A 21,571-nucleotide genomic window follows, 5' to 3' on the forward strand; every position below is an offset into this window, starting at 1 on the left:
AAATGCATTAAATACAAAAATTCACCTTTAAACAAGACTACTTCTTATAAGTAGCAGAGAATTGAAAATAGAGCAATATAAAGAATACTTTTTACAAAAAAAATTCTCTTTATGCCTTAAAAAGTCATGAATAGTTCTTTTCCATTGAATGTTTATTCTGAAATTCACTGTCAATTAAGTCTTTAAAGATGTTATGAGGCATGCAACCATACTTATGCTTCAATAAAAAAACGAACAAGCCCTTCATAGTTATGGACCAGCGTGGGGGGAGAGGCTTTGTTTTTTTAAAGGGTATGCCTCTTGATTGCCGGGGTTTTGTGAGGTTCGTGTGTCTGAGGTGTGGTGGAGATGGAGGGGGATACCATTTGGTGTGTTGCGCGGCGTGTGTGGGGAAATTTTCCCTTGAGAGTGGGGCAACGTCGGCTGCTGCCCTGAATGGCGAGAGGGATTATTCAGAATGTTTATGGTTTGCATATCCCCAATGAAAGGCAAGTAAGTCTAAACAATCTCGTAAATGATCGGCAAGGGAGTTTTGTTTGCGTTTTGAAGGACTTAATTCTTTGATCGCTTGGCCATAACCGATAACCCGCTCAAGCAGTGAATAGCCAAGAATACCAAGTTGTACTTTGATTGTTTTTAAATGATTGGAGGCTTCTATTTGCCGTTCAATGGGGTGGGTATAGCTTTGGCTACAGGAAACTTTTTCACGGGTGGTGTCAAGGCTCATGTGGAGGTTTGCCTGACTGTGTCGCCAGTAAAAATAAAAACGTTCTGCGGCTTTATATTGGGCCTTACTCAGATGTCCCTTCGCATATAAAAGCGCAATGGGATTTCTTTGTGCATTGACAAGGGCTTTGATGGTGCGCGGGTTGCTGGAACTTTCTGGATGCGTGGGCTGAAAATAAGGGTTGCTGGTTTCAAGGGGGATTTCTTGCGTCTTTAAATGACCCTTATGCTTTTCTTTCTCTTGGGGGGCGTTCTCGTAAGGCTTAAGAAGGGGTGTATTTTTTTTCTCTTGATGGTTCATATCATCTCCTTGAATAAATTATCGTTTGATTTTCGTTTAAAAAATGTTGCTTGGTTTCATGAATAGAGGGCGTGAGAGGGGAGACGTGGAGGAGGAAGGGGGCGTGAAGAGAGGGGGCATGGGTTGGCATGTGTGGGCGTGTATGGGCGCTTAGGTTATTTGCGGGTGCGGGTTGGGGCGCGTGGGTGGTGGCGTGGGCTGCTGAGGGTGTGCGTTGAGGCGTGTAAGGGCAAGTGGCGCAGGGCATGTTCATAAAAGAGAGGATTAGAGAGAAGGTGGGGGGCTTGGGGGTGGAGAGAGGGGGTGTGGTCTTGGAGTGTGGCTAGGATTGTTGTGCTGTGGGGGGGTGGAAAAACCATGGATTTGGTTCTTGAAAAGAGGGGTGTTTTGTTGCATTGTCTTTTGTTGTCGTGTGGATATTTTTCTTGAGTGATGTGTTTCTTGAGTGACTTGATGCGGGAGGAAAGTGATGGTGCGCAGGGTTTTGTCTCTGAGGGGATTAGTGTTGAGCGGCATTGTGGTCTTTGTCTCTGTGGCTATTTATATAGAAATGAAGGCTCTTGGGATGACGTGGGGCGTCTTTTTACGCGCTTTGGCATTTTATGGCATTCCCGGCATTGTCCTTATGTTTAGTTATGGAGTCATGCAGCGGCGGGGTGTAACGAAGGGTTTGTTCTTCAAGATGGTGTTGTTTAGCATCATTTTGGCTGCTCTTTCGGATTTTATTTATAAGCAAGCCGAGCATTTTGGTTTGACTTGGCTTTGGTTCTCAAATAAATGGGTGTTTTGTGTCCTTTGGGGCATTATCCTTGGGCTTGTTTATAAAGGGGCAAGTTTATAGAGAGGGAGGGCGTTTTGGGTTTAGGATTTCATTCTTTGAAAAGCTTTGCCTTGATTTGCTTGTTGGGCTTTATCCTTGGTTTGGCATATGGGGAGGTGAAGCATCTTGATGTGCCTTGGCATTGGGTTTCAAATGAGTGGGGTTCGATTTGCATTTTTGTATTTCTTGTTCATTTTATGAGCACTTTTTTTCATGAGGCAACGCTGTGTGTTGGTGTGATGTTAGGTTGGTTCTTAAAAAGGATGGGGTTTTTGCTTACATCGTAGGCGTTTTCTTTCATTTTATTATTTGTGGGGAGATATAAATGTCGCAGGGTTTGTGGCTTGTACTGTTGGTGTCTTGCCTTTTTGGGCTTGTCCTTGGTTTGGTGCATTGGGGTGTGGGGAGACTGCTGGTTTTCTGGCAAGAGTTCGTGAAGCCGATCCTATTTTGTTGTCTGATGGCTGTTATCCTTATGCTTTTTGCTGTGGGTATCAGGGATATGGATAGCGTCAGGGTGATGTTCTTGATGGGGTTGGTCTTTGCACTCTTGTTGAAGGGGCTCTTGGAGTTCTTTCTACGCAAACAGAGCGATACTCTGTTGCAGAGGGCGTTGCGTGTTTTGAATTTTCTGCTGTTTATTTGCATTTGGGTACTTATCTTTTTCTTTGTTTCTTTGGGAGCAAAGCATCTGGGTTTGAGTTGGCTTTGGTTCTCGAATCGGGATGTATTGACCATTATAAGTACATTTTTCTTTATTTTGACTTGTCAGGGAGCGAAGTCTGCGCGTGTGATGAGGAAGGCATTTTTTTAGAGGATCGTGTTTTGGGGTGGATATTCCACATAAACGTCGGCTTGTTTTTTAAAAAATTGAAATGTTGCTTGGGCTATCATGAAGGGGTATGGAGGAAGGTATGTATTGGTGTGTGTGTGGATTATATGAATTCCATGCTGCGGTTCGGGTGTAGAAGGAGATGTGGGCTGATGTGGGGGAGAAGATGTGTGAAAGCCCCGTATTGCAGGGTGCGTATGCGGAGAGTGTGCGCGTGGGGATTTGTGGGGGGGATTGGGTGTTTTTTTGTTCTTGAAAAGAGGGATGTTTTGTTGCACCATGAACGTTTTCCTTGCGTGATTTAATGGGGGAGCTTTAAGTGATGTCGCTTGATGGGGTCATTTTGCCGTTGTTGATGCTTTTAGGCATGATGAGTCTTTCCGTGGCTTCTATTTATATCAGTGCGCGTATCGCTATGAAGCGTTTAGGGCTTACAAAAAAGGCTTTCTTTAAAAATAGTGTCTTTTGCTTCTTTGTGGGTCTTGCCTCTCAGTGGGGTTATGGGATGGCGGAGCATCTGGGTTTGAGCTGGCTTTGGTTCTCAATCCCCTGGGTGCTTTATGTTCTGTGGGGCTTGATCTTTGGTCTTGTCTTTGCTCTTATTGATCTAAGGGCAAAGCGTTTTGGGTGACACTTAGGTGTTTTTTTTAATTAATTGGGGTATTTTTTTAATTGAGCGTTTTCTTTCATTTTATTATTTGTGGGGAGATATAAATGTCGCAGGGTTTGTGGCTTGTACTGTTGGTGGTATTTTGGGGCCTTTTTGCTGTTGCTTTGGTTTTTCTTGATAAGCTGGCTGCGCGTCGTGGGGTTACAAGATGGCGGTTTTGGGGGCGATGGGTGGTCTTTTATGGCTTGGTGAGTGTCTATCTTGGTTTTATTTCTGTGGGTGCGGGGCGTTTGGCTTGGAGCCAGGAGCTGTTGTTGAAAGGGGCGGTGTTTTCTTTTCTTTTTGGTGCTGTCCTTGGTTTGGGGCATTGGGGCGTCACGAGTCTGCCGGTTGCTTGGCAAGAGTTCGTGAAGCCGATCCTATTTTGTTGTCTGATGGCTGTTATCCTTATGCTTTTTGCTGTGGGTATCAGGGATATGAATGGTGTCAGGGGAATGTTCTTGATGGTGTTGGTCTTTGCACTCTTGTTGAAGGGGCTCTTGGAGTTCTTTCTACGCAAACAGAGCGATACTCTGTTGCAGAGGGCGTTGCGTGTTTTGAATTTTCTGCTGTTTTGTTGCATTTTGGGAACTGTCTTTAATTTTACTCGTTGGGGAGCAGAGCATCTGGGTTTGAGTTGGCTTTGGTTTTCAAATGAGGATATCTTGATCTTCATTACTGGATTTCTTACTCCTTTTATTTATCATGGCGTGAAGTCTGTGCGTGTGATGAGGAAGGCACTCTTCAAGCGAGGGGTGGTGTAGGGGCGTTAAAGATAACGCCGTGGGGGTGGTTGTTCAAAAGAACAGCGATAGCGGTAGGTTTGGGGATCAAACCAAAGACCGACTTTGCCTTCAAAATCACCAGAGCGTTGTTTGGCAATATTCATAATGACACCGGGGCGTTTGGCTAAATCTGCTTTTTCTTGGGCTAGCGAGGCGGCGAAGATTTTGTCTTCTAAGGATCGATTGCGCCAAATGGTGATGATGTTAAAAGCATTGGCACCAATTTCTGAGGCACCTTTGATATCTTCTGTTCCGGGGATATCTTTATCGAGACCCCCTTTGCGGGCATGGGCGACAAGATGAATATGCACACTGTTTAAAACAGCCCAATCCACCATTTTATAAACCGCTTGTTCTTGTCCCGCATAATCATCAGAGGCAATGCCAAGGCGCATCAGACTGTCGATAATAAATTGATCGCAACCATAGCGTGCGCGGCAATAATCAAAGACATCAAGCAAGGTGTCGACACTTGATTTACCAACATGTTCATAAAGAATAAGCCCATTGTCTAAAAAATGCAAAATACGTTCAATGGTCTCTTTTGTAGGCTTTTCTAAGCCGCCCGTTTGTTTGGTTAAACGCCGGAGGGATTGTTCTCCTTTCATCTCTAGAGATGCTAAGCAAAGACGGCTGTTTTGCGCAATCCAATGGGGAATACAGTCGGACAACAATTGGCTTTTGCCTGCTCCACTGGCACCGCTCCAAAGCGTTAATTCTGCGGGGCGAAAATGCAATTTGTCCTTCAGTTTCGGATAGGGAACCGTATAGCCAAGATGTTTTTCAGGCTCTGGCCAAAAAAGCCCAATCACTTGATCTTTATAGTCTGAGGCGCGCCGTAAGCCTTCTGGTGCAAAGCTTTTTGCTGAAGAAAAAGCTGCTTTTATGGTGGCTGCATCAATGCCTGCGGTTAAACAATCATTGGCATCTTTGCGGGGTAAGCGGACACGGTAGCAACGGTGGCGTCCAAGCCTGCTGGCAATTTCATGGGCGGCTTCTTCTCCAGGCTGGTCCATATCGGTGGCTAAAAAAATGGTTTCAAAAGCTTCTAAATGATCAAATTCATTTTCAATCCAATTGTGTTTCCCGCCCTTTCCCCCGCCAAAGGGTACAGAGACCGCCGGATATCCATAGGCGGCGAGCGAAAGCGCATCAATTTCCCCTTCCGTGATGACAATGGTCCGGCTTGTTGAAGAAAGCGTGGGAAACGACGCGTGATCTGAGGAGGTGTGGTGGGGCGCGTGAGTTGTTGCGAGTGTGGGTTGAGAGGCATGTGTTGGGGCGTGGTCTGTTGCGGGTGCGGGGTGCGGCGCGTGCGTGGTGGTGTGGGCTGTTGCGGGCGCGGGTTGTGAGGTCTGTGTGGTGGTGTTGGCTGTTGCGGGTGCGGGTTGTGAGGCGTGCGTGGTGGTGTTGGCTGCTGTGGATGTGGGTTGCGGCGCGTGTGTGGCGGTGTTGGCTGCTGCGGGCGCGGGTTGGGAGGTGTGCGTGGCGGTGTTGGCTGCTGCGGGCGCGGGTTGGGAGGTGTGCGTGGCGGTGTGGGCTGTTGAGGGTATGGGGTGAGAGGTGTGCGTGGTGGTGTTGGCTGCTGCGGGCGCGGGTTGGGAGGTGTGCGTGGCGGTGTGGGCTGTTGTGGATGTGGGTTGAGAGGCGTGTGTAGAGGTGTGGGTTGTTGAGGGTATGGGGTGAGAGGTGTGCGTGGTGGTGTGGGCTATTGCGGATGTGGGTTGGGGCGCGTGTGTGGGTATGTTGGCTGTTGTGGGTGTGGGTTGTGAGGCGTGCGTGGTGGTGTGGGCTGTTGTGGGCGCGGGTTGGGAGGCGTGCGTGGTGGTGTGGGCTGTTGTGGGCGCGGGTTGGGAGGCGTGCGTGGTGGTGTGGGCTGTTGTGGGTGTGGGTTGGGATGCGGGTGTGGCGGCGTGGGTTGCTGAGGGCGCGGGTTGGGAGGCGGGTGTGGCGGCGTGGGTTGCTGAGGGCGCGGGTTGGGAGGCGGGTGTGGCGGCGTGGGTTGCTGAGGGCGCGGGTTGGGAGGCGGGTGTGGCGGCGTGGGTTGCTGAGGGTGTGGGTTGGGAGGCGGGTGTGGCGGCGTGGGTTGCTGAGGGTGTGGGTTGGGAGGCGGGTGTGGCGGCGTGGGTTGCTGAGGGTGTGGGTTGGGAGGCGGGTGTGGCGGCGTGGGTTGCTGAGGGCGCGGGTTGGGAGGCGTGCGTGGCGGCGTGGGTTGCTGAGGGTGTGGGTTGTGAGGTGTGCGTGGGTGTGTGGTTTGTGGGGTAAAGGGCTTGCCAACCAAATAAAATCGGTTCACATTGGGCGGCTGTAGGTTTTGTTTTTGCTCCCGCTTGAGCGAGCCGTTCTTTGACTAAAGCAAGGGTGCCATCAGGTTTATAAAAGGGGAAAATGATTTTTTCGCCTTCTTCTCCTATGCGGTAACGTTTTATAATTTCTAGCGGGATGCAGCGTTCTTTATGGAGATAGTTTTTTACGAGATTTTGCGGGGTGTCCCCTTTAGGAACCGGTGGACGGTGATAGGAACGATGAGGGACCATAAAAGGTTTGGGGCGTGTCAAATTGAGAGTTGTGCGTGCTTCTTCTAAGGCTTGAGAGAGGCTAATGCCTTTGACTTCACACCAAAGGTCTAAAATATCGCCTCCAATGCCTTCTGCAAAATCATACCAAAGGCCTGCTTTACTGCCGCTTAAGCAAATCGATAAACTTTGTCCGGCTTCCCCGCGTGTGTTGCCAACAATCCAATGATTGCCGCGTTTATGCCCTTGGGGAAGAAGCATTTCTGCTATTCTATCTGCTTGTGCGATAAGTTTTTGTTTGATTTCAAAAATTGTGCTCATGGGTCTTCGGGATGTTATTCGTGTTTCTCAAAGATTTATTTTGCTGTGGGGGGCTGTTTTGCGGTTCTCGTGGTTCGATCTGATCTTGAGATCCGTAGCGCTATGGTACTTGCCAGTCCGCTTTGAGGGCTTCTTTACCGCTTTTTACTTGCCAATAATCGCGAAACTTTTTGGCTTGCCATTGGGCTTGGCGCTCACTCAAACCTTCTGAAACGGCCGCCTTGATGTCTGCTTGCTTGCCTGGGAAGGTAAGCTTTTGCGCAAAAGCAGTGGTGGGGTAAGGTGTGTTCGTGAAAGAGAAGGTGGATGTGGGGCGGCTGCAAGGTGTTGTGTTCCTTTGTGCGGAAAAGATGAGGCGTGTGGGGTATGCGTTGTTGTGATGAGAGCAGAGGGGGTGATGGTGACGCGTTTTGCTGTGTGAACGATTGCTCCACGGGGTGTTTTTATGCCCGTTGTTGTGCTCAAGGTTGTTTTGTTTGATGTGGTTTTGTTCTTGGTTTTGAAACATTTGGGCCCCCGCGTTGTTTGTTTGAGAAAGTGGTTGCGTGTGTGGTGTCAACAAGTGTCGCTATAGTTGATCAGACTGCGGTAAAGATTCTCGTTGCTTTGAGAGATGAGAGAGGAGGAGTCCCCCTGTTTTTGCTGCTCCAGCCGTTCGATTTCATAGCGAAACCAGTTGCGCCATGTGGCTTGCCAGTCTGCTTTGAGGGCTTCTTTGCCACTTTTCGCTTGCCAATAATCGCGAAACTTTTTGGCTTGCCATTGGGCTTGGCTCTCACTCAAACCTTCTGAAACGGCCGCCTTGATGTCTGCTTGCCAAGTTTCAGGAAGACGGTGCCCTTTGGGAACGCTTGAGGGGGTGGTTTTTTGTGCGACAATTTGTGGGAGAGGGATCCCTCGTGCCTCTGCTTGGGGAGCGGTGGGGTACCCATTTTCGTGCTCCGTTTCTTCTGGTGGTGGGGAGATGGGTGGGGAAGAAAGAGCCGAAGTGAGACGTTGAGCACTTTGTTCAAAACGCTCTTGGTAGGAAAGGGAAGTTTCTGACTCATCAGACAACATTTTCTTTTCAAAAACACCGATAGGTGTTTTCTTTTCTTCTGCCTTTTGAGCTTCTAAGCTTTGTTCACCATCTTTTGTCCGCTCGTTAAGCAGTTGTTGAATCTCAGCATTGATTTTCTTGCGCTTTTTTGCCGAAGAACGTCCCGCAAAGGATTTTTGCTCAAGCAATTTTTCACGCTCTTGAAAAACATTTTCGCAACGCTGGTTCCATAAGCCATTGGCTAAATTTAAAATCTTACCCTCGCGGATTAGCATTTCTAAAACATTAACAAAAGTTCGCTTGTCACAACCGCAAAGACGCGCTAAACGTTCTTCTGATATTTCTAGAGGACGACCGCGTGCATACATTTCATTGAGAAGAATCGTATAAATTCCAATCTCGTGTGCGCGCATGCCACGAACACCGCCTAGAAAGTCATTTTGATACCAACAAACATACGGAAGCCTAGACGATTCATAGTGAGGAGTTTCTTGTTGATTAGCGTGTTTCATACGGCAATCTACTTTCTTCTTTCTTATACAGTTTTATTGATGATAAAAGCGCAAACAGAAATTTAGCTCATGTTGCGCTTGGCTCTGCTTAATGACGAAAGGGCTTTTTGATGATGTTTGTAAATGAGTGGGGGGCTTGAAGGGCATGAAAACTACAATTTGAGATTGCGGTGATGGAAAAAATAAAGAGGACAACACTTCTCAATGCATCAGCTTTTGGAGGTTGTCTCTTGCATCCTATCGTGTGGTTAAAGTGTTTTTATGAGTGAAAAATGATTTTGTATTTCCCCCTGAAAATTAAAATTTGCCCCCTTAATTTTATCCTTTTTAGAGGATATTGCAAGCCCGTTTTGTAAAAAGGACGTGTTTTTTTCAAAAGACGCGCTATATGGTGAAATTATGAATATCGATGGTTGGCGTAAAAGATTAAGGACCGCTTTGGAAAAAAGCGGACGCTCAAAGAGATCTATCTCTCTCGCTGCCGGTAAAGGTGCGGGATATCTCCATTCTATCCTTTCTGAAGGAAAAGAACCAACAATCGAATCTCTCTCGCGAATTTGTCACGCGATTGATATCAGTATGAATTATATTCTTTACGGTAAGGAAGTCAGTCCTGAAGATAAAGAATTTATAGAGCTTATTTCAAAACTCTCTCCGGAAGAGAGACAGGCGATTTTGACTCTTTTGCGGCGACCCATTGACGAAGCTTCAAAATAAGTTCCTTCTGTGCTTTTGAATCAAGACGACTCCAGTATTCTATTAATATTATATCACTCATTTTACCTCTCCTGTGTTTTTATAATTGCAATTGAGTAAGAACAAATAGAGAACAACAAAAGAACAGGAGGAGAATAAGGAATAACTGATCTTTATTTATATATGTCATTTGAGCCCCGCAAAGATTTAAAATATATCTTTTATGAAGGATAAAATGGTTGACATCTCTCCTATAGAGGATATAAGACTAACGGTATATTTGATCTTGTCAAGATGAAGCTATGCTTTATCAACTATCTAAAGGGGGAAATCATGAAAAATATTCCATTCGTTAAAGAGGATGAAATCATTATCATTCTTTGCGAAGACGAAAAACCTGATACCTATGAAGGACCAATCGACGAAATCGAAGCAGTACTCGAACTGATTGAAGAATCTGAAACTGTTTATAAAGTTTTACGCCTTGATCTTACAACCAATCATGCGGAAGACGTGACAGAACAAATCGCTGATTTTTACGCGGAAAATTACGAAATAAATGAAGAAAATACACAATTGCAGCCCTTCATTTTGAATAGTGAAGCCTATCATGCGTGTTTAGATGAAAGAGTGGCGCGCGATTATGAAGATAATCTCTATGGCTCTTATGAAAAACAGCATCGTTTACGTCCCTGTGATGTCTTGTCAGATTATTGGTGGTAATCATGTCAAGTTATCTCAAGACTTCTTATCAAGGGTTTCCACTTTATTACGCTGGAAAAACTCGAAATCTCATCAGACTCGAACCACAAAAACATAACGCTGTTCTTTTCATATCGCAAGAGGCGGCTCAGTCTATGGCAAAAAACTTGGCAGAAGAATATTGCTGCTATGATTTTTCTGTTGTGCAATAGCAGCATGGAAAAAAGGCTCTCCCCCCATGATGACCAGGTTGCCGGATAATTGACGGGACAAGTATTTTTTCATTGGGGAGAGAATGGCGCCCGTTGTGCTTTCGTTCATTGGGGGAAGATGTTGGGAGGGGAAGCCGTTTTGTGGGGAATTTTTTAGCCGATGGGGGGGGCAAGTCGGGAAAAAGGAGGTGTGTGTGAGTGCGGCGTGTGAGGAGGAGAAGTTGGCGGGCGGTTGGTTGATTTTTGAGGGATAAGGAAATGAGGGAGGGGTGAAGAGAACGGTACCATTGGAGGGGCTTGGAGCGACAAGTGAAAGCATGCTGGAGAACGAAAATGAGGGTGAGGCGGGGATGAAGAGAGGTAGCCAAGTACAGCAAGTTGAATAAGTACAGCAAGTTGAATAAGTCACACCTATAAATGGGCAAGTTTAAGAGGGGGGGAGAAGAGCGAATTTTTGTGTTGGAGGAGGACGCAAGCAGGGGGCTTAGTGTGTGACAAGTATTTTGGGAAATGGCGGGCGGTTTTGGGGGGGAGCCAAGTAGGGGATAAGGAAGCACTTTGGGGGAAAATGTTGGGGGGGAGCCGTTTTGTGGGGGAGTTTTTTAGCCGATGGGGGGGCAAGTCGGGAGAAAGGAGGTGTGCGCGAGTGCGGCGTGTGAGGGGGAGAAGTTGGTGGGCGGTTGGTTGATTTTTGAGGGATAAGGAAATGAGGGAGGGTGAAGAGGATGGTACGATTAGTGGGCTTGGAGTGACAAGCAAAACGTCTGTTGGACAGTGAAGTGCGAGAGAGGCAGAGGAGCAGTCGTACAGCGTTGAATGGGGAAAAATTTCTATAAAAAGGTAAATTCAAGGGGCAAGTGGATGTTGAAGGGAGACGCCAGAAGCTTGGAATGACAAGTATTGCTTGGGAAGATGGCGAGCGGTGTTTGAAGGGGAAAGCTTTCATCACAAGGCAAAAGTAGGTGGAAAAGCAGGTGGGTGTTGGAGGAGGACGCAAGCAGGCAGCTTAGTTGTGTGGGTGAAAGTATTGCTTGGGGAAATGGCGGGCGGTTTGGGGGGAGCCAAGTAGGGGATAAGGAAGCACTTTGGGGCAAGATGTTGGGGAGAGAAAGGAGACGGGGGCGGTTTTGTCCACTTTTGTATTGCGTGTGCGGGGGGCAATGAAAAGCAAGTAGTTTTCTATGGGGGAGACAGTGGTGCGCGTTATGTTTCCGTCTATCGAGGAGGAGCTGATTGAAGGAATTTTTTGCCGATATGGGGGTGCAAGTCGAGAGAAAGGAGGTGTGTGCGAGAGAAAAGAGTATGTGCGAGGTGTTCGCGGGGGCGTTGGGGGAGGATGCGTCTTTTGCGTTTTCAGCGGCACAATGAGGAGGGGTGCGTGTGGGGGATAGATAAAGTGTGATGTTTCAAAGAGAATATTTTGTCAAAAAAGCACCAGATAAAGGAGGAAAACATGCCAATCATTATCGATTGTATTCAGGGAACAGAGGAATGGCATAAAGCGCGGAATGGTTTGATTACAGCTTCTTTGTTTGAGATGGTCATGGCACAAAAAAAACAGGGGCAAAAAACATCACGATATCATAGCGTGATGATGAAATTGGCAGGAGAAAGAATTACCGGAAAAACCGTGGAAGAAGGGACAACGCTTTCTCAGCGACGCGGGACAGAGTTAGAACCAAGCGCACGACATCTTTATGGAAAACTGACACAGACAGAGCCGGAATGTATTGGCTTTGTTTTAGCAGATGATCGCAGAAAAGGATTTTCTCCCGATGCTTTTGTGGGAAAAAATGGCTTGTTGGAAATTAAAACAAAAAAACCTGAAATTTTGATCCCTCATTTTGCACAAAAGAACTTTCCAGAAGAACATAAAGCACAATGTCAAGGAGGGTTATGGATTTCTCAACGTGAATGGGTGGATTTAATGCTCTATTGGCCGGATATGCCCCCTTTGATTAAACGCGCTTATCGTGATGAAGCCTATATCAGCAAGCTTGAAAATGAAATTAGTCGTTTTAATGAGGCTTTGGAGAAGATGGTACAGCATATTCAGCGTTTCGAGACAGGCTTTAGGATAAGAACAGAGCGTGCTTTGAAGGAGGGGGAAGAAAGGGGGCTTGGAATGAAGACAAAACGTCTGCAGAAGGGCAAAACAAGAATGAGGCGGGGAAGAGGCGGATCTGTACAGCGTTGATGAGGGGCAAAGCTTTTGTCATAAAGCCCAAAAGCAGGGTGGAAAAGAGCAGGGTGGAAAAGCGTGGGTGTTGGAGGGGGAAAAACATTTAGCGCGACAAGCATTGCTTGGGAAAATGGCGGAAGGTTTTTGAAGGGGAGCCAAGTAGGGGATAAGGAAGCACTGTGGGGCAAGATGTTGGGGAGAGTGAGGAGACGGGGGTGCGGTTTAGGAGCGCTTTTGTGTTGAGGGTTAGGAGGCAATAAAAGGCTCCTCCATGATGACCAAGTTGCTGGACAAGTGTTTTTTGCATGGGGGAGAAAATGGCGCTTGTTGAGTTCTCGTTCATGGGGGGGAAGTTGTTAGGGGAGAAGTTTTTGGTCAAGAGGGCGTTATGGAGAAAAGAGGAAAGGGTAGGCGTGGTGTATGAGGGGGAAACGTTAGCGGTCGGTTGGTTGATTTTTGGGGGATAAGGAAATGAGGGGTATGAAGAGGACGGTACCATTGGTGGGGCTTGGAGCGACAAGTGAAAGCATGCTGGAGAACGAAAATGAGGGTGAGGCGGAGATGAAGAGAGGCAGCCAAGTACAGCAAGTTGAATAAGTACAGCAAGTTGAATAAGTCACACCTATAAAAGGGCAAGTTTAAGGGGGGGGAGAAGAGCGAATTTTTGTGTTGGAGGAGGGCGCAAGCAGGGGGCTTAGTGTGTGACAAGTATTTTGGGAAATGGCGGGCGGTGCTTGAAGGGGGAAGCTAAGGACGTAGGGGCGGGAGGAAGAGGCGGATCTGTACAGCGTTGATGAGGCGCAAAGCTTTTGTCATAAAGCCCAAAAGCAGGGTGGAAAAGCGTGGGTGTTGGAGGGGGAAAAACATTTAGCGCGACAAGCATTGCTTGGGAAAATGGCGGAAGGTTTTTGAAGGGGAGCCAAGTAGGGGATAAGGAAGCATTGTGGGGCAAGATGTTGTGGGGAGAGTGAGGAGACGGGGGCGCGGTTTAGGAGCGCTTTTGTGTTGCCATGTTCGGGCGGAAATGAAAGGCCCCCTTTATGATGGCCAAGTTACTGAACAAGTGTTTTTTCACTGGCGAGAAGAGGGGTGTGTGTGCCCCTGTTCATTGGGGGAAAACGTTGGGGGGAAGCCGTTTTGTGGGGGGCGTTTTTTTACCGATATGAAAAAAGGAGGGAGGGGCATGAGAAAAAGACTATGTGGAATTAAGTGGGCTTATTGGGGAAAGGTGGGGGCGGTCGAGGAAGAAAATGGAGGAGAAACGGGGGGATAAGGAAAGAACGGATAGAGACGCTATATACCTTTATGGTTCTCAACAATCTCTTGTTATAGAAGAGCAAAAATTACCACACCTTGTGAATTCGCTTCGGGTTACTCTTAAGGCGCTTCAAAAGTACTTTTATCAGATAATTCTCCATATCAATCTGATAAATGCTAAAAATGCTTGGAAGAGGATGAGCCAGACGATCAATTGACCAATCTTTGCCAGGTATCCTTTTCTACTGATGAGAATTAACAATCCGATACTTATTATGCCTAGCTTTATATTCCACGTAAAAAGCGAAATTATACCATAAATGAGAGGTGATATTCCACAAATAATGAAAATTATACGCTTGATATCATTGAAAATTATACGATTACTATCATAGTGTCGTCTATTCTCTTTATTAATTTCAAAAGTCTTGTGATGGTCTTTAAAAGTTTCATGATAGAACTGATTGTAAACAGCTCTTTTTTGAGGATCTTTAAGAATTTCATAGGCTTCAAGAATTTTTCTGAATTTTTGTTTAGCTTCGGGGCTAGAATTATGATCAGGGTGGTATTGTAGCGCTAATTTACGAAAAGCAGATTTTATCTGTTTATCATTGCATTCGTAGCTTACACCAAGAATTCCATAATAATCGTCTTCATTTAAGCTCATTAAATACTGCTACTTGTGCATTGTTCTTATTTTTATAGGATAGCTTAACGGATCCCTTTTGAATAGATCAATATTTGTTATTTTATATTGAAAATATGTAGAAAATTACCTTGAAGGAGGGGGCTATACTTAAGTCTAGAGGAGAGGGACAGTTCAAAACGCTTGAAAATATCGGATATTCTTCATGCTTTTAGAAGTGTTTTTTACAAAAATAGATTAAAAGAGAGACGATAAATCAAAGATAAAAGGGGCGGTAATAATAGCCAAGGTTGTTATGATTGTAAATAAATAGGCAGGAATTTTAAATTTAAAACGCCAAAGTAAACAAATGGGAACAGACATTAGTGTCGTTATTATGAAGCCTACGATAAACCATTGCAGGGATAATTTCATTATATTAAGCTTATCTTTATTAAGACGACTTTGTTTTAGTTCTTCCTCTGAAACACAATCGATAATAGAAAAACCATGATAAACAGGAAACTCTCCACTTGGACAAGCAGGAACAGAAAATTTTTCAAGCTCTAATCATTCTTTTTCGTGTTCTTTTTCCAATATCTTCTTTTTTATTTTTTGTTTTATATATTCTTTGGAAATACAATGGATCGGAGAAGTACTCCCAACGAAAAAGTCATCTTTTGTACAGCCACTTGTTGTATGATGCGTGAATAAAACAGCGCTTATTGTTATAGCAAATAAAATAAACCGTTTAAACATGGGGTATCTTTTAAGCAATCTATAGTCTTTTATTTCTAACGCGCTTTTATAAGTGATTTCTGTTGAATAGATCAATATGTGTTATTTTTGTGTTGCAAATATCTGTAAGAACGTGTTTAATGAAAACTGCGATAATGTTGTATTGTATCTAAATAAGGGTGTGGTACAGGTTAAAACCCCGCCTCAGCGGGGTTTTTATTTGTTGGAGGAGATGTGACAGCAGAAAATATGAAAATATAAGGTGGGCGCTGTAGCCAAAATGCTTGTTCTAGGGCAGGAATAGGGTGTATCCAAAATATTCTAAATGAAATATACTTGTTGTTGCACATTTACGCGCTTGTTTTAAAAAAATATCTTGCTCCAAGCTCATTTCATACTCGTTTGATCCCCATGGCATGCCGGTGTTCATGAATTTCATACTGGCGCTTGTGAGCAATATCGTGAGGGGTATATAAAGCTCTGTCAATTATAAATATTGTGCACCCCATCTTACTTCATGAAAAAAAGCCCCCATCTTTGGCGCGCTCCCAATCTTGCGACACGGGTTTTAGATATGGGTTTTATTGCGAGATGGGCTTTGGCTCTTGAGATAATTCATGCGTATGTTCACTGTGGGGGCTTATGAAGAGGTATGCTTTTCTTGTACCGTTCCACGTCATAGGGATCTTTTTGCTTGTGAACTGTAAGTGATATGAGTTTGATTGATTGCAATAGAACAGTAAGGGAGAGAATTTTTTGCTCTTCGGGTTCTTCTTCAAGAGGAATAACGCTATTAGTATCAATCAAAGTATTCGTATAAAAAGGATGCGTCTTGAAAGAAGTGCGGATGAGAGCTCGTGGAAAAGGTTGGGCATAAAATTGGCAATGAGGAATCTTCTTTGAAAAAGCGGGCTATCAATTGTCTGGCTCATGGGGTGGCTAGCTCATGAGATATTGGGTTTATGGGGATATTGGGTTTATGGGGTGGCTTATTGAGGGATTGTTGAAGGGGGGATCGTTGCTTGTTGTTGTCTTTGCAGGGGATAGGGAGCACAAGGGGGAAATTAAGTTGAGAGGAGGGTGTCGAAATGGCTCTGTTATATCTGTTATCAATGACGAATAGGATCGATGAAGCTTATTCTAATTTTTTTCAGAGAATGCTTGTGTTGCATGTCGCTTGGGCTGGACAGAGAGGCTGGAAAGATAAGATGATTTGCGTGGGGCGCGCGGGCTAAGGGGATCAATGAGGTGTGTTCAAACAATCGGTTTATAATAATTATTGAAATCCAATGAGAGCCCGAAATAGCGTGAGGATGTTCTTATTTCAAATTTCCTTATTCAAACGCTCTTGTATTGAATCAAGCAAAATCATTTGTCTGCATATCACAAGCGGAGTGGTCTCATGGGGAAAAACATTCTCAAAAAATAAAAATATCTATGCAAGATGTCTATACAAAAGCCAAGGAGGAATGGGGTCTAAGGGGGCAACAGTGAGGCTTGGCGCAAAGAGGGATAAGGGGGAATAGAGCATTTTATATGAAGGAAAGAGAGGGAAGCAATGGGGGGTGAGAACTATTCATTTGTTTGCATATTACAAGCGGGGTGGTCTCATGGGGGAAAACATTCTCAAGAAATAAAAATATCTATGCAAGATGTCTATACAAAAGCCAAGGGGATAGGGTCTAAGGGGGCAACAGTGAGGCTTGGCACAAAGAGGGATAAGGGGGAATAGAGCATTTTATATGAAGGAAAGAGAGGGAGGCAATGGGGGGTGAGAACTATTCATTTGTCTGCATATCACAAGCGGGGTGGTCTCATGGGGGAAAACATTCTCAAGAAATAAAAATATCTATGCAAGATGTCTATACAAAAGCCAAGGGGAATGGGGCCTAAGGGGGCAACAGTGAGGCTTGGCAGAAAGAGGGATAAGGGGGAATAGAGCATTTTATATGAAGGAAAGAGAGGGAGGCAATGGGGGTGAGAACTATTCATTTGTCTGCATATCACAAGCGGAGTGGTCTCATGGGGAAAAACATTCTCAAGAAATAAAAATATCTATGCAAGATGTCTGTACAAAAGCCAAGGGGAAATGGGATCTAAGGGGTGTTGCAACAGTGAGGCTTGGCGCAAAGAGGGATAAGGGGGAATAGGGCATTTTATATGAAGGAAAGAAGGGGAAAGCAATGGGGGGTGAGAACTATTCTTTCGTATCGCGTCAATTTCAAAACTTGTTCGCGGAGCTTTTTGGAGATTAAGTGCGTCATTGACGCCATTGATTGTGAAGACATTAAAGCGCATGCATGGTTTAAAGGATAGAGGATTCGATAAAGCCGATGGAGGGAGGGCAAAGAAAAAATTGGTGGCTTATAGGGAAGAAGAGCGAGGCAAAAGAAGAAGAATAAAATGGTGCTGCGAGAGAGGATTGAACTCTCGACCTCTCCCTTACCAAGGGAGTGCTCTACCACTGAGCTACCGCAGCCGTTTTCAATCTTTGCGCTGTCTTGTGCCATATTGTCAGAAAATAGGCAAGAGAACATTTGTATATTCTTGCAAGAAAACGTATCTTATGTCATGACATAGTGTTCTTATACTCTTATAGATATTTTTTAAAGCCATGAGTTGCTTGAATAGAAGCTCAACACTGCTCAAAAGGTTGCGCAATGACACAAATGCATCAAAAACAAAAACACGATGAAATGAATCATCAAGACGAAAAAGCAAAACGACGTCAAGAAAGATTGGCTCAACAATTGCGACAAAACCTAAAACGTCGAAAAGAGCAAAGTCGAAAAAGAGCGCAGTCAGAGCTCTAAAATGCAAAAAAATGTTTTTTTTAGTGCATCTTTGCAACCAAACTTCTCAATAATCTGTTTTCATAGTTAGAATGCGTTTTTAAAAAAACGATCAATAAAGCATAACTTTCCAAAGAGGGAAAAACTTTTGGAAGGGGTGGCGCAAAAGAAAAGAGGGAAAACATTATGGATTCTATTCAAATTGTTGGTGGGGAAAAACTTAAAGGAACAATTCCTATTTCAGGGGCAAAAAATGCTGCATTGCCTCTTATGATTGCGGCGCTGTTGACAGAAGAAACCCTCACGCTAGAAAATATTCCTCATCTTGCCGATGTTGAATTACTTATTCGTATTCTTAATAATCACGGTGTTGGATATGCCGTTGATGGACAAGAGTGCCATGATGATTATGTCAATTCAAGAACAATTCATTTTACCGCGCAAAAAATAGCCACAACACGGGCTCCTTATGAATTGGTGAAAAAAATGCGGGCAAGCTTTTGGGTTATTGGGCCTTTACTTGCACGGTGCCTAGAGGCTTATGTTTCGCTTCCTGGGGGGTGCGCTATCGGAACAAGACCTGTCGATTTTATCCTTGAAGGATTGAAAACTTTAGGGGCCCATATTGCGATTGAAAATGGATATGTTCATGCAAAAGCACCAAAGGGATTAAAAGGGGCTCATTACCGTTTTCCTAAAGTCACGGTCGGGGGAACCCATGTACTGTTGATGGCAGCGACAATGGCAAAGGGAACAACCATTCTTGAAAATGCGGCTTGTGAACCAGAAGTCACAAATCTTATTCGAACCTTGAATGCTATGGGCGCTCAAATAACCGGTGAAGGAACATCAACGCTCACCATTGAAGGGGTGAAAAAACTTAAAGGAACAAGAATACGAGTCATTGCGGATCGAATCGAAGCGGGAACATATGCAATGGCGGTGGCTATGGCGGGGGGGGATGTCTTTCTTAAAAATGCCAACCCTAACCATCTCACAAAAGTGCTCAAAGTTCTCCAAAAAACCGGACTCGAGATTCAAATAGAACCCCAAGGAATTCATGTTAAGCGAAATCCAAGGAATACAAAAATTATGCCCGTTGATATTAAAACAGGACCTTATCCTGCTTTTCCAACGGATCTCCAAGCACAGTTTATGGCGCTTATGACACGGGCTGAAGGAATTTCCCATATTACAGAGACGATTTTTGAAAATCGTTTTATGCATGTTCCAGAACTCAACCGTTTAGGGGCGAAGATAAAACGCGATGGACAAACAGCAACCGTTTATGGAACAGAGAATTTGCAAGGAGCCCCGGTGATGGCAACGGATTTGCGTGCTTCTGTTTCTCTGGTGATTGCGGCATTGGCAGCAAAGGGAGAAACAATCGTCAATCGTGTTTATCATCTTGATCGTGGATTTGAGCGGTTAGAAGAAAAACTAGTGCGATGTGGGGCAAAAATTCAACGGTTAACGGCGTAAATCTTGCCAAAGCTATGCTTCTGAAGCGGCTGAGAGAGATTGCCTGAGAGCTATTTCTTTGGGGGAGGCTGTTTGGGGGGAGGTTGCTTTGTGAGGGGGTGAGTGGCATGTTTTGGGTGTGCTTTGGAGTGAGATAGCGTTAAGACGATGCCTTGCTCTTTTAAGGTTTGCTTTCTTTTGTGCGTGAAATTTGGGGTGGGGATGATGATTTTCTAAAGAGTCCCCTTTCATCTTTCAAGGGTAGTATGACTTTTATGGCTGTTTTTTTGGGGGGGATTTTTTCTTTTCGGAATGATTTTCCTTTAGAACTTTAATTTGCGCGCTCTTGAAGGGGGAAGAGGTAAGATCATGAGTATTGTTATGGTGCTCCATGACACGGGCTGAGAGAGAACCCACGCATATTAGGGAGATGCGTTTGTTGTCATAATGATAAGGCTGAAGATTTTCTTCTTTGTTTTTATTGTATTCTTATTTCTTCAGAAAATTATTCAAAAGTATATATATCAAAATGATATTAAATTTTTGTCGCTCTTAGTGTTTATTTTAATATAAAATTAGAGCAATAAAATAATTTATGTATTTTATAATTATTGATCATTGTTCAAGGATAATGACATGAAATATACTTTGAACTTATTGATCGCTCTATTTATAATACTTGGCTGCTGTGAAGTTCAATTTTTGCAAACGATTGCAGGTATATGGAAGAAGTATGATACAAATCAACTTGAAAAAAAAGTTCCTCTTTATATGGAGGAAAAGGAAGAAGATTTGCGGAATAATCCTGCATATATAGAATGGTGTATTGTCCATGACAAGCATCCGGATTGCAATGAAGGATCACCTCGCGGTGAAATAGGGAGGAACGGAAGTCATGGGCACTGGTAAAAATGGTGATGTCATCTCTTTAACTGATGAAAAATAAACATGGAAAACTTATAAAAGGCGGGCACACTAAAAAAGTAGCTTCATGTTTTAAAAGTTGGGAAAGAGTGGTGTTGTTCATGGGGCGCACAAATGCAGATAGAGCCTCATGGGTGGAGACGGCTAAGGTATCTTTATGGAATAGAGCCTTGGGGATAGAGCCTTTACAATGGGTGCGTCATGGTTCTTAATTCGCGTGCCTTTTTTTTGTATTTTTTCTCTGGTGATTGCGGCCCTTTTAGTCTTATTACCTTGGCAGCAAAGGGAGAAACAATCGTCAATCGTGTTTATCATCTTGATCGTGGATTTTTGGGGTTGAGACGAAAAATTAGCACGATGTGGGGTAAAAATTCAACGGTTAACGGCGTAACACTTTAAAAGGTATGCCTCTATTGAAGCGGCTGAGAGAGATTGCTTGGGGGAAATTATTTTGGGGGCGGCATGATTTTTAAAATTCCCTTTTTGAGGGGGGTGATCTCAAAAATCAAGAGGGATTTCTTATCTCTCCATAAACGCAGGTTTTATCTCATGGTTTTGGAGTGCGCGCATAAGAGTTTGAAAAAGCTCCAACCTAAACAACAAAAAGCAATCTTGTGTTTGATTACTCATGAGATAAGAAATACGGCTTTAAATTTTATTGTAAATCCTTTGAAATTACTTTATACCTTAAAGGGTGACTTTGGTCGTAGACGCAACGACCAAGAGGGTCTGAAAGCCCTAAAGTTCGATCATAAAAATTAACCTACTTTTGTGGGTATCCCGGAATTCCGGGAGATTTTGCCATGTCCAGGTGTGTCTACACACTAAAAGCAAAAAAAGCTGATTCGAACTCAGTACTTTCAGACTCCCGGAATACTTATGCGAGGGCGCTCGCAACCGGTAGGGGGTCTTCAGTGCAAGCTAAAAATCCACATTCTAACGATATTTTGATAGGCAAGAGAATTCGTTTGAGACGAGAAATGTTGAAAATGTCTCAAAAACAATTAGGGCACCGTTTAGGCGTGACCTTCCAACAAATCCAAAAATATGAAAAAGGATTGAACCGTGTGGGGGCAGGGCGCTTACAAGAAATTGCTGATATATTGGATATCTCTATTTTCTTTTTTTATGCTGATATTTCAACAAAAGAACATGTCTTGCTACCTTATGAAGAAATGACCTCAAGCCAAGAAGAGCATACCCTTTTGAAAAGTTTTAGAGAGCTTAAACCTAAACAACAAAAAGCAATCTTGTGTTTGATTACTCATGAGATAAGAAATACTGCTTTAAATTTTATTGTAAATCTTTCGAAATTACTTTATACCTTAAAGAGTAACTTTGGTCGTCTACGCAGCGATCAGTAGGGTCTGAAAGCCCTAAGGTTTGGTACGTGAATTTAACCTACTTTTGTGGGTATCCCGGAATTCCGGGAGTTTTTGCTATGTCCAGGTGTGCTTGCACACTAAAAGCAAAAAAAGCTG

General features: G+C 44.3%; 22 protein-coding genes, 1 tRNA gene and 2 pseudogenes. 19 read left to right on the top strand and 6 right to left on the bottom strand.

The window, feature by feature from the left end:
• Nucleotides 1-448: 448 nt before the first annotated feature.
• The gene (locus tag PVV66_RS04000; RefSeq protein WP_273719231.1) at nucleotides 449-1,027 is read right to left on the bottom strand and encodes a hypothetical protein; all 579 of its coding nucleotides are present in this window, start codon (nucleotides 1,025-1,027) and stop codon (nucleotides 449-451) included.
• 505 nt (nucleotides 1,028-1,532) lie between these two features.
• On the opposite strand from PVV66_RS04000, the gene PVV66_RS04005 reads away from it, so the two are divergent.
• The 4 genes from PVV66_RS04005 to PVV66_RS04020 all read left to right on the top strand — a co-directional run bounded on the left by PVV66_RS04005 (nucleotide 1,533) and on the right by PVV66_RS04020 (nucleotide 4,092).
• Nucleotides 1,533-1,868, top strand: coding sequence for a hypothetical protein (locus PVV66_RS04005; protein WP_273719230.1), 336 nt, complete (start codon nucleotides 1,533-1,535; stop codon nucleotides 1,866-1,868).
• Between the two features lie 318 nt (nucleotides 1,869-2,186).
• Nucleotides 2,187-2,357 (top strand): hypothetical protein, encoded by a 171-nt coding sequence (locus PVV66_RS04010; RefSeq protein WP_273719229.1) that lies wholly within the window; start codon nucleotides 2,187-2,189, stop codon nucleotides 2,355-2,357.
• A 644-nt stretch (nucleotides 2,358-3,001) separates the two neighbouring features.
• A complete protein-coding gene (locus PVV66_RS04015) occupies nucleotides 3,002-3,310 on the top strand; it encodes a hypothetical protein (RefSeq protein ID WP_273719228.1) in 309 nt (102 codons plus the stop codon).
• Nucleotides 3,311-3,393: 83 nt separating this feature from the next.
• The gene (locus PVV66_RS04020) at nucleotides 3,394-4,092 is read left to right on the top strand and encodes a hypothetical protein (protein ID WP_273719227.1); all 699 of its coding nucleotides are present in this window, start codon (nucleotides 3,394-3,396) and stop codon (nucleotides 4,090-4,092) included.
• Nucleotides 4,093-4,097: 5 nt separating this feature from the next.
• On the opposite strand, the gene PVV66_RS04025 is transcribed toward PVV66_RS04020, so the two are convergent.
• The 3 genes from PVV66_RS04025 to PVV66_RS04035 form a co-directional block, all read right to left on the bottom strand.
• Nucleotides 4,098-6,950 carry a toprim domain-containing protein gene (locus PVV66_RS04025; RefSeq protein ID WP_273719226.1) on the bottom strand — a complete coding sequence of 951 codons (2,853 nt, stop codon included), beginning with the start codon at nucleotides 6,948-6,950 and terminating at the stop codon, nucleotides 4,098-4,100.
• A 100-nt stretch (nucleotides 6,951-7,050) separates the two neighbouring features.
• Nucleotides 7,051-7,458, bottom strand: coding sequence for a hypothetical protein (locus tag PVV66_RS04030; protein WP_273760957.1), 408 nt, complete (start codon nucleotides 7,456-7,458; stop codon nucleotides 7,051-7,053).
• Between the two features lie 47 nt (nucleotides 7,459-7,505).
• On the bottom strand, nucleotides 7,506-8,501 hold the full coding sequence (locus PVV66_RS04035) for a DUF1376 domain-containing protein (RefSeq protein WP_273719225.1): 996 nt from the start codon (nucleotides 8,499-8,501) through the stop codon (nucleotides 7,506-7,508).
• 399 nt (nucleotides 8,502-8,900) lie between these two features.
• Here PVV66_RS04035 and PVV66_RS04040 point away from each other — a divergent pair, with 399 nt between their 5' ends.
• From PVV66_RS04040 to PVV66_RS04075, 8 genes are all read left to right on the top strand, one after another.
• Complete coding sequence (locus PVV66_RS04040) at nucleotides 8,901-9,218, top strand: helix-turn-helix domain-containing protein (RefSeq protein ID WP_273719224.1); 318 nt, start codon at nucleotides 8,901-8,903, stop codon at nucleotides 9,216-9,218.
• A gap of 312 nt (nucleotides 9,219-9,530) precedes the next feature.
• A complete protein-coding gene (locus PVV66_RS04045) occupies nucleotides 9,531-9,920 on the top strand; it encodes a hypothetical protein (protein WP_273719223.1) in 390 nt (129 codons plus the stop codon).
• A gap of 2 nt (nucleotides 9,921-9,922) precedes the next feature.
• Nucleotides 9,923-10,111 (top strand): hypothetical protein, encoded by a 189-nt coding sequence (locus PVV66_RS04050; protein ID WP_273719222.1) that lies wholly within the window; start codon nucleotides 9,923-9,925, stop codon nucleotides 10,109-10,111.
• 487 nt (nucleotides 10,112-10,598) lie between these two features.
• On the top strand, nucleotides 10,599-10,799 hold the full coding sequence (locus PVV66_RS04055; protein WP_273719221.1) for a hypothetical protein: 201 nt from the start codon (nucleotides 10,599-10,601) through the stop codon (nucleotides 10,797-10,799).
• Between the two features lie 326 nt (nucleotides 10,800-11,125).
• Nucleotides 11,126-11,275: a hypothetical protein gene (locus tag PVV66_RS04060; protein ID WP_273760954.1), complete on the top strand. Its 150-nt coding sequence runs from the start codon at nucleotides 11,126-11,128 to the stop codon at nucleotides 11,273-11,275.
• 289 nt (nucleotides 11,276-11,564) lie between these two features.
• Nucleotides 11,565-12,308, top strand: coding sequence for a lambda exonuclease family protein (locus tag PVV66_RS04065; protein WP_273719219.1), 744 nt, complete (start codon nucleotides 11,565-11,567; stop codon nucleotides 12,306-12,308).
• A gap of 302 nt (nucleotides 12,309-12,610) precedes the next feature.
• Nucleotides 12,611-12,760: a hypothetical protein gene (locus PVV66_RS04070; protein ID WP_273719218.1), complete on the top strand. Its 150-nt coding sequence runs from the start codon at nucleotides 12,611-12,613 to the stop codon at nucleotides 12,758-12,760.
• Between the two features lie 476 nt (nucleotides 12,761-13,236).
• Nucleotides 13,237-13,566 carry a hypothetical protein gene (locus PVV66_RS04075; RefSeq protein WP_273719217.1) on the top strand — a complete coding sequence of 110 codons (330 nt, stop codon included), beginning with the start codon at nucleotides 13,237-13,239 and terminating at the stop codon, nucleotides 13,564-13,566.
• Between the two features lie 417 nt (nucleotides 13,567-13,983).
• Here the strand turns inward: PVV66_RS04075 and PVV66_RS04080 are convergent.
• Nucleotides 13,984-14,217, bottom strand: a pseudogene (locus PVV66_RS04080) (DnaJ domain-containing protein); the annotation flags it as partial.
• A 1,642-nt stretch (nucleotides 14,218-15,859) separates the two neighbouring features.
• Between PVV66_RS04080 and PVV66_RS04085 the strand changes: the two are divergent.
• Entirely contained in the window at nucleotides 15,860-16,036 is a 177-nt protein-coding gene (locus PVV66_RS04085) for a hypothetical protein (RefSeq protein ID WP_273760955.1), read from the top strand.
• A gap of 826 nt (nucleotides 16,037-16,862) precedes the next feature.
• Nucleotides 16,863-17,063 (top strand): hypothetical protein, encoded by a 201-nt coding sequence (locus tag PVV66_RS04090; protein ID WP_273760956.1) that lies wholly within the window; start codon nucleotides 16,863-16,865, stop codon nucleotides 17,061-17,063.
• 254 nt (nucleotides 17,064-17,317) lie between these two features.
• Here PVV66_RS04090 and PVV66_RS04095 read toward each other — a convergent pair.
• Nucleotides 17,318-17,392 (bottom strand) — tRNA-Thr (locus PVV66_RS04095).
• A 181-nt stretch (nucleotides 17,393-17,573) separates the two neighbouring features.
• Here PVV66_RS04095 and PVV66_RS04100 point away from each other — a divergent pair.
• From PVV66_RS04100 to PVV66_RS04120, 5 genes and pseudogenes are all read left to right on the top strand, one after another.
• Nucleotides 17,574-17,726 (top strand): hypothetical protein, encoded by a 153-nt coding sequence (locus PVV66_RS04100; protein ID WP_273719215.1) that lies wholly within the window; start codon nucleotides 17,574-17,576, stop codon nucleotides 17,724-17,726.
• A 165-nt stretch (nucleotides 17,727-17,891) separates the two neighbouring features.
• A complete protein-coding gene (murA, locus tag PVV66_RS04105; protein ID WP_273719214.1) occupies nucleotides 17,892-19,187 on the top strand; it encodes a UDP-N-acetylglucosamine 1-carboxyvinyltransferase in 1,296 nt (431 codons plus the stop codon).
• 615 nt (nucleotides 19,188-19,802) lie between these two features.
• Entirely contained in the window at nucleotides 19,803-20,075 is a 273-nt protein-coding gene (locus PVV66_RS04110) for a hypothetical protein (RefSeq protein WP_273719213.1), read from the top strand.
• A 216-nt stretch (nucleotides 20,076-20,291) separates the two neighbouring features.
• Nucleotides 20,292-20,489 carry a UDP-N-acetylglucosamine 1-carboxyvinyltransferase gene (locus PVV66_RS04115; protein ID WP_273719212.1) on the top strand — a complete coding sequence of 66 codons (198 nt, stop codon included), beginning with the start codon at nucleotides 20,292-20,294 and terminating at the stop codon, nucleotides 20,487-20,489.
• A 404-nt stretch (nucleotides 20,490-20,893) separates the two neighbouring features.
• Nucleotides 20,894-21,426: pseudogene (locus PVV66_RS04120) on the top strand (helix-turn-helix domain-containing protein).
• The last annotated feature ends 145 nt before the right edge of the window (nucleotides 21,427-21,571 follow it).

Origin of the sequence: Bartonella sp. AU16XJBT (assembly GCF_028618665.1) — a bacterium.
Taxonomy (GTDB): domain Bacteria; phylum Pseudomonadota; class Alphaproteobacteria; order Rhizobiales; family Rhizobiaceae; genus Bartonella.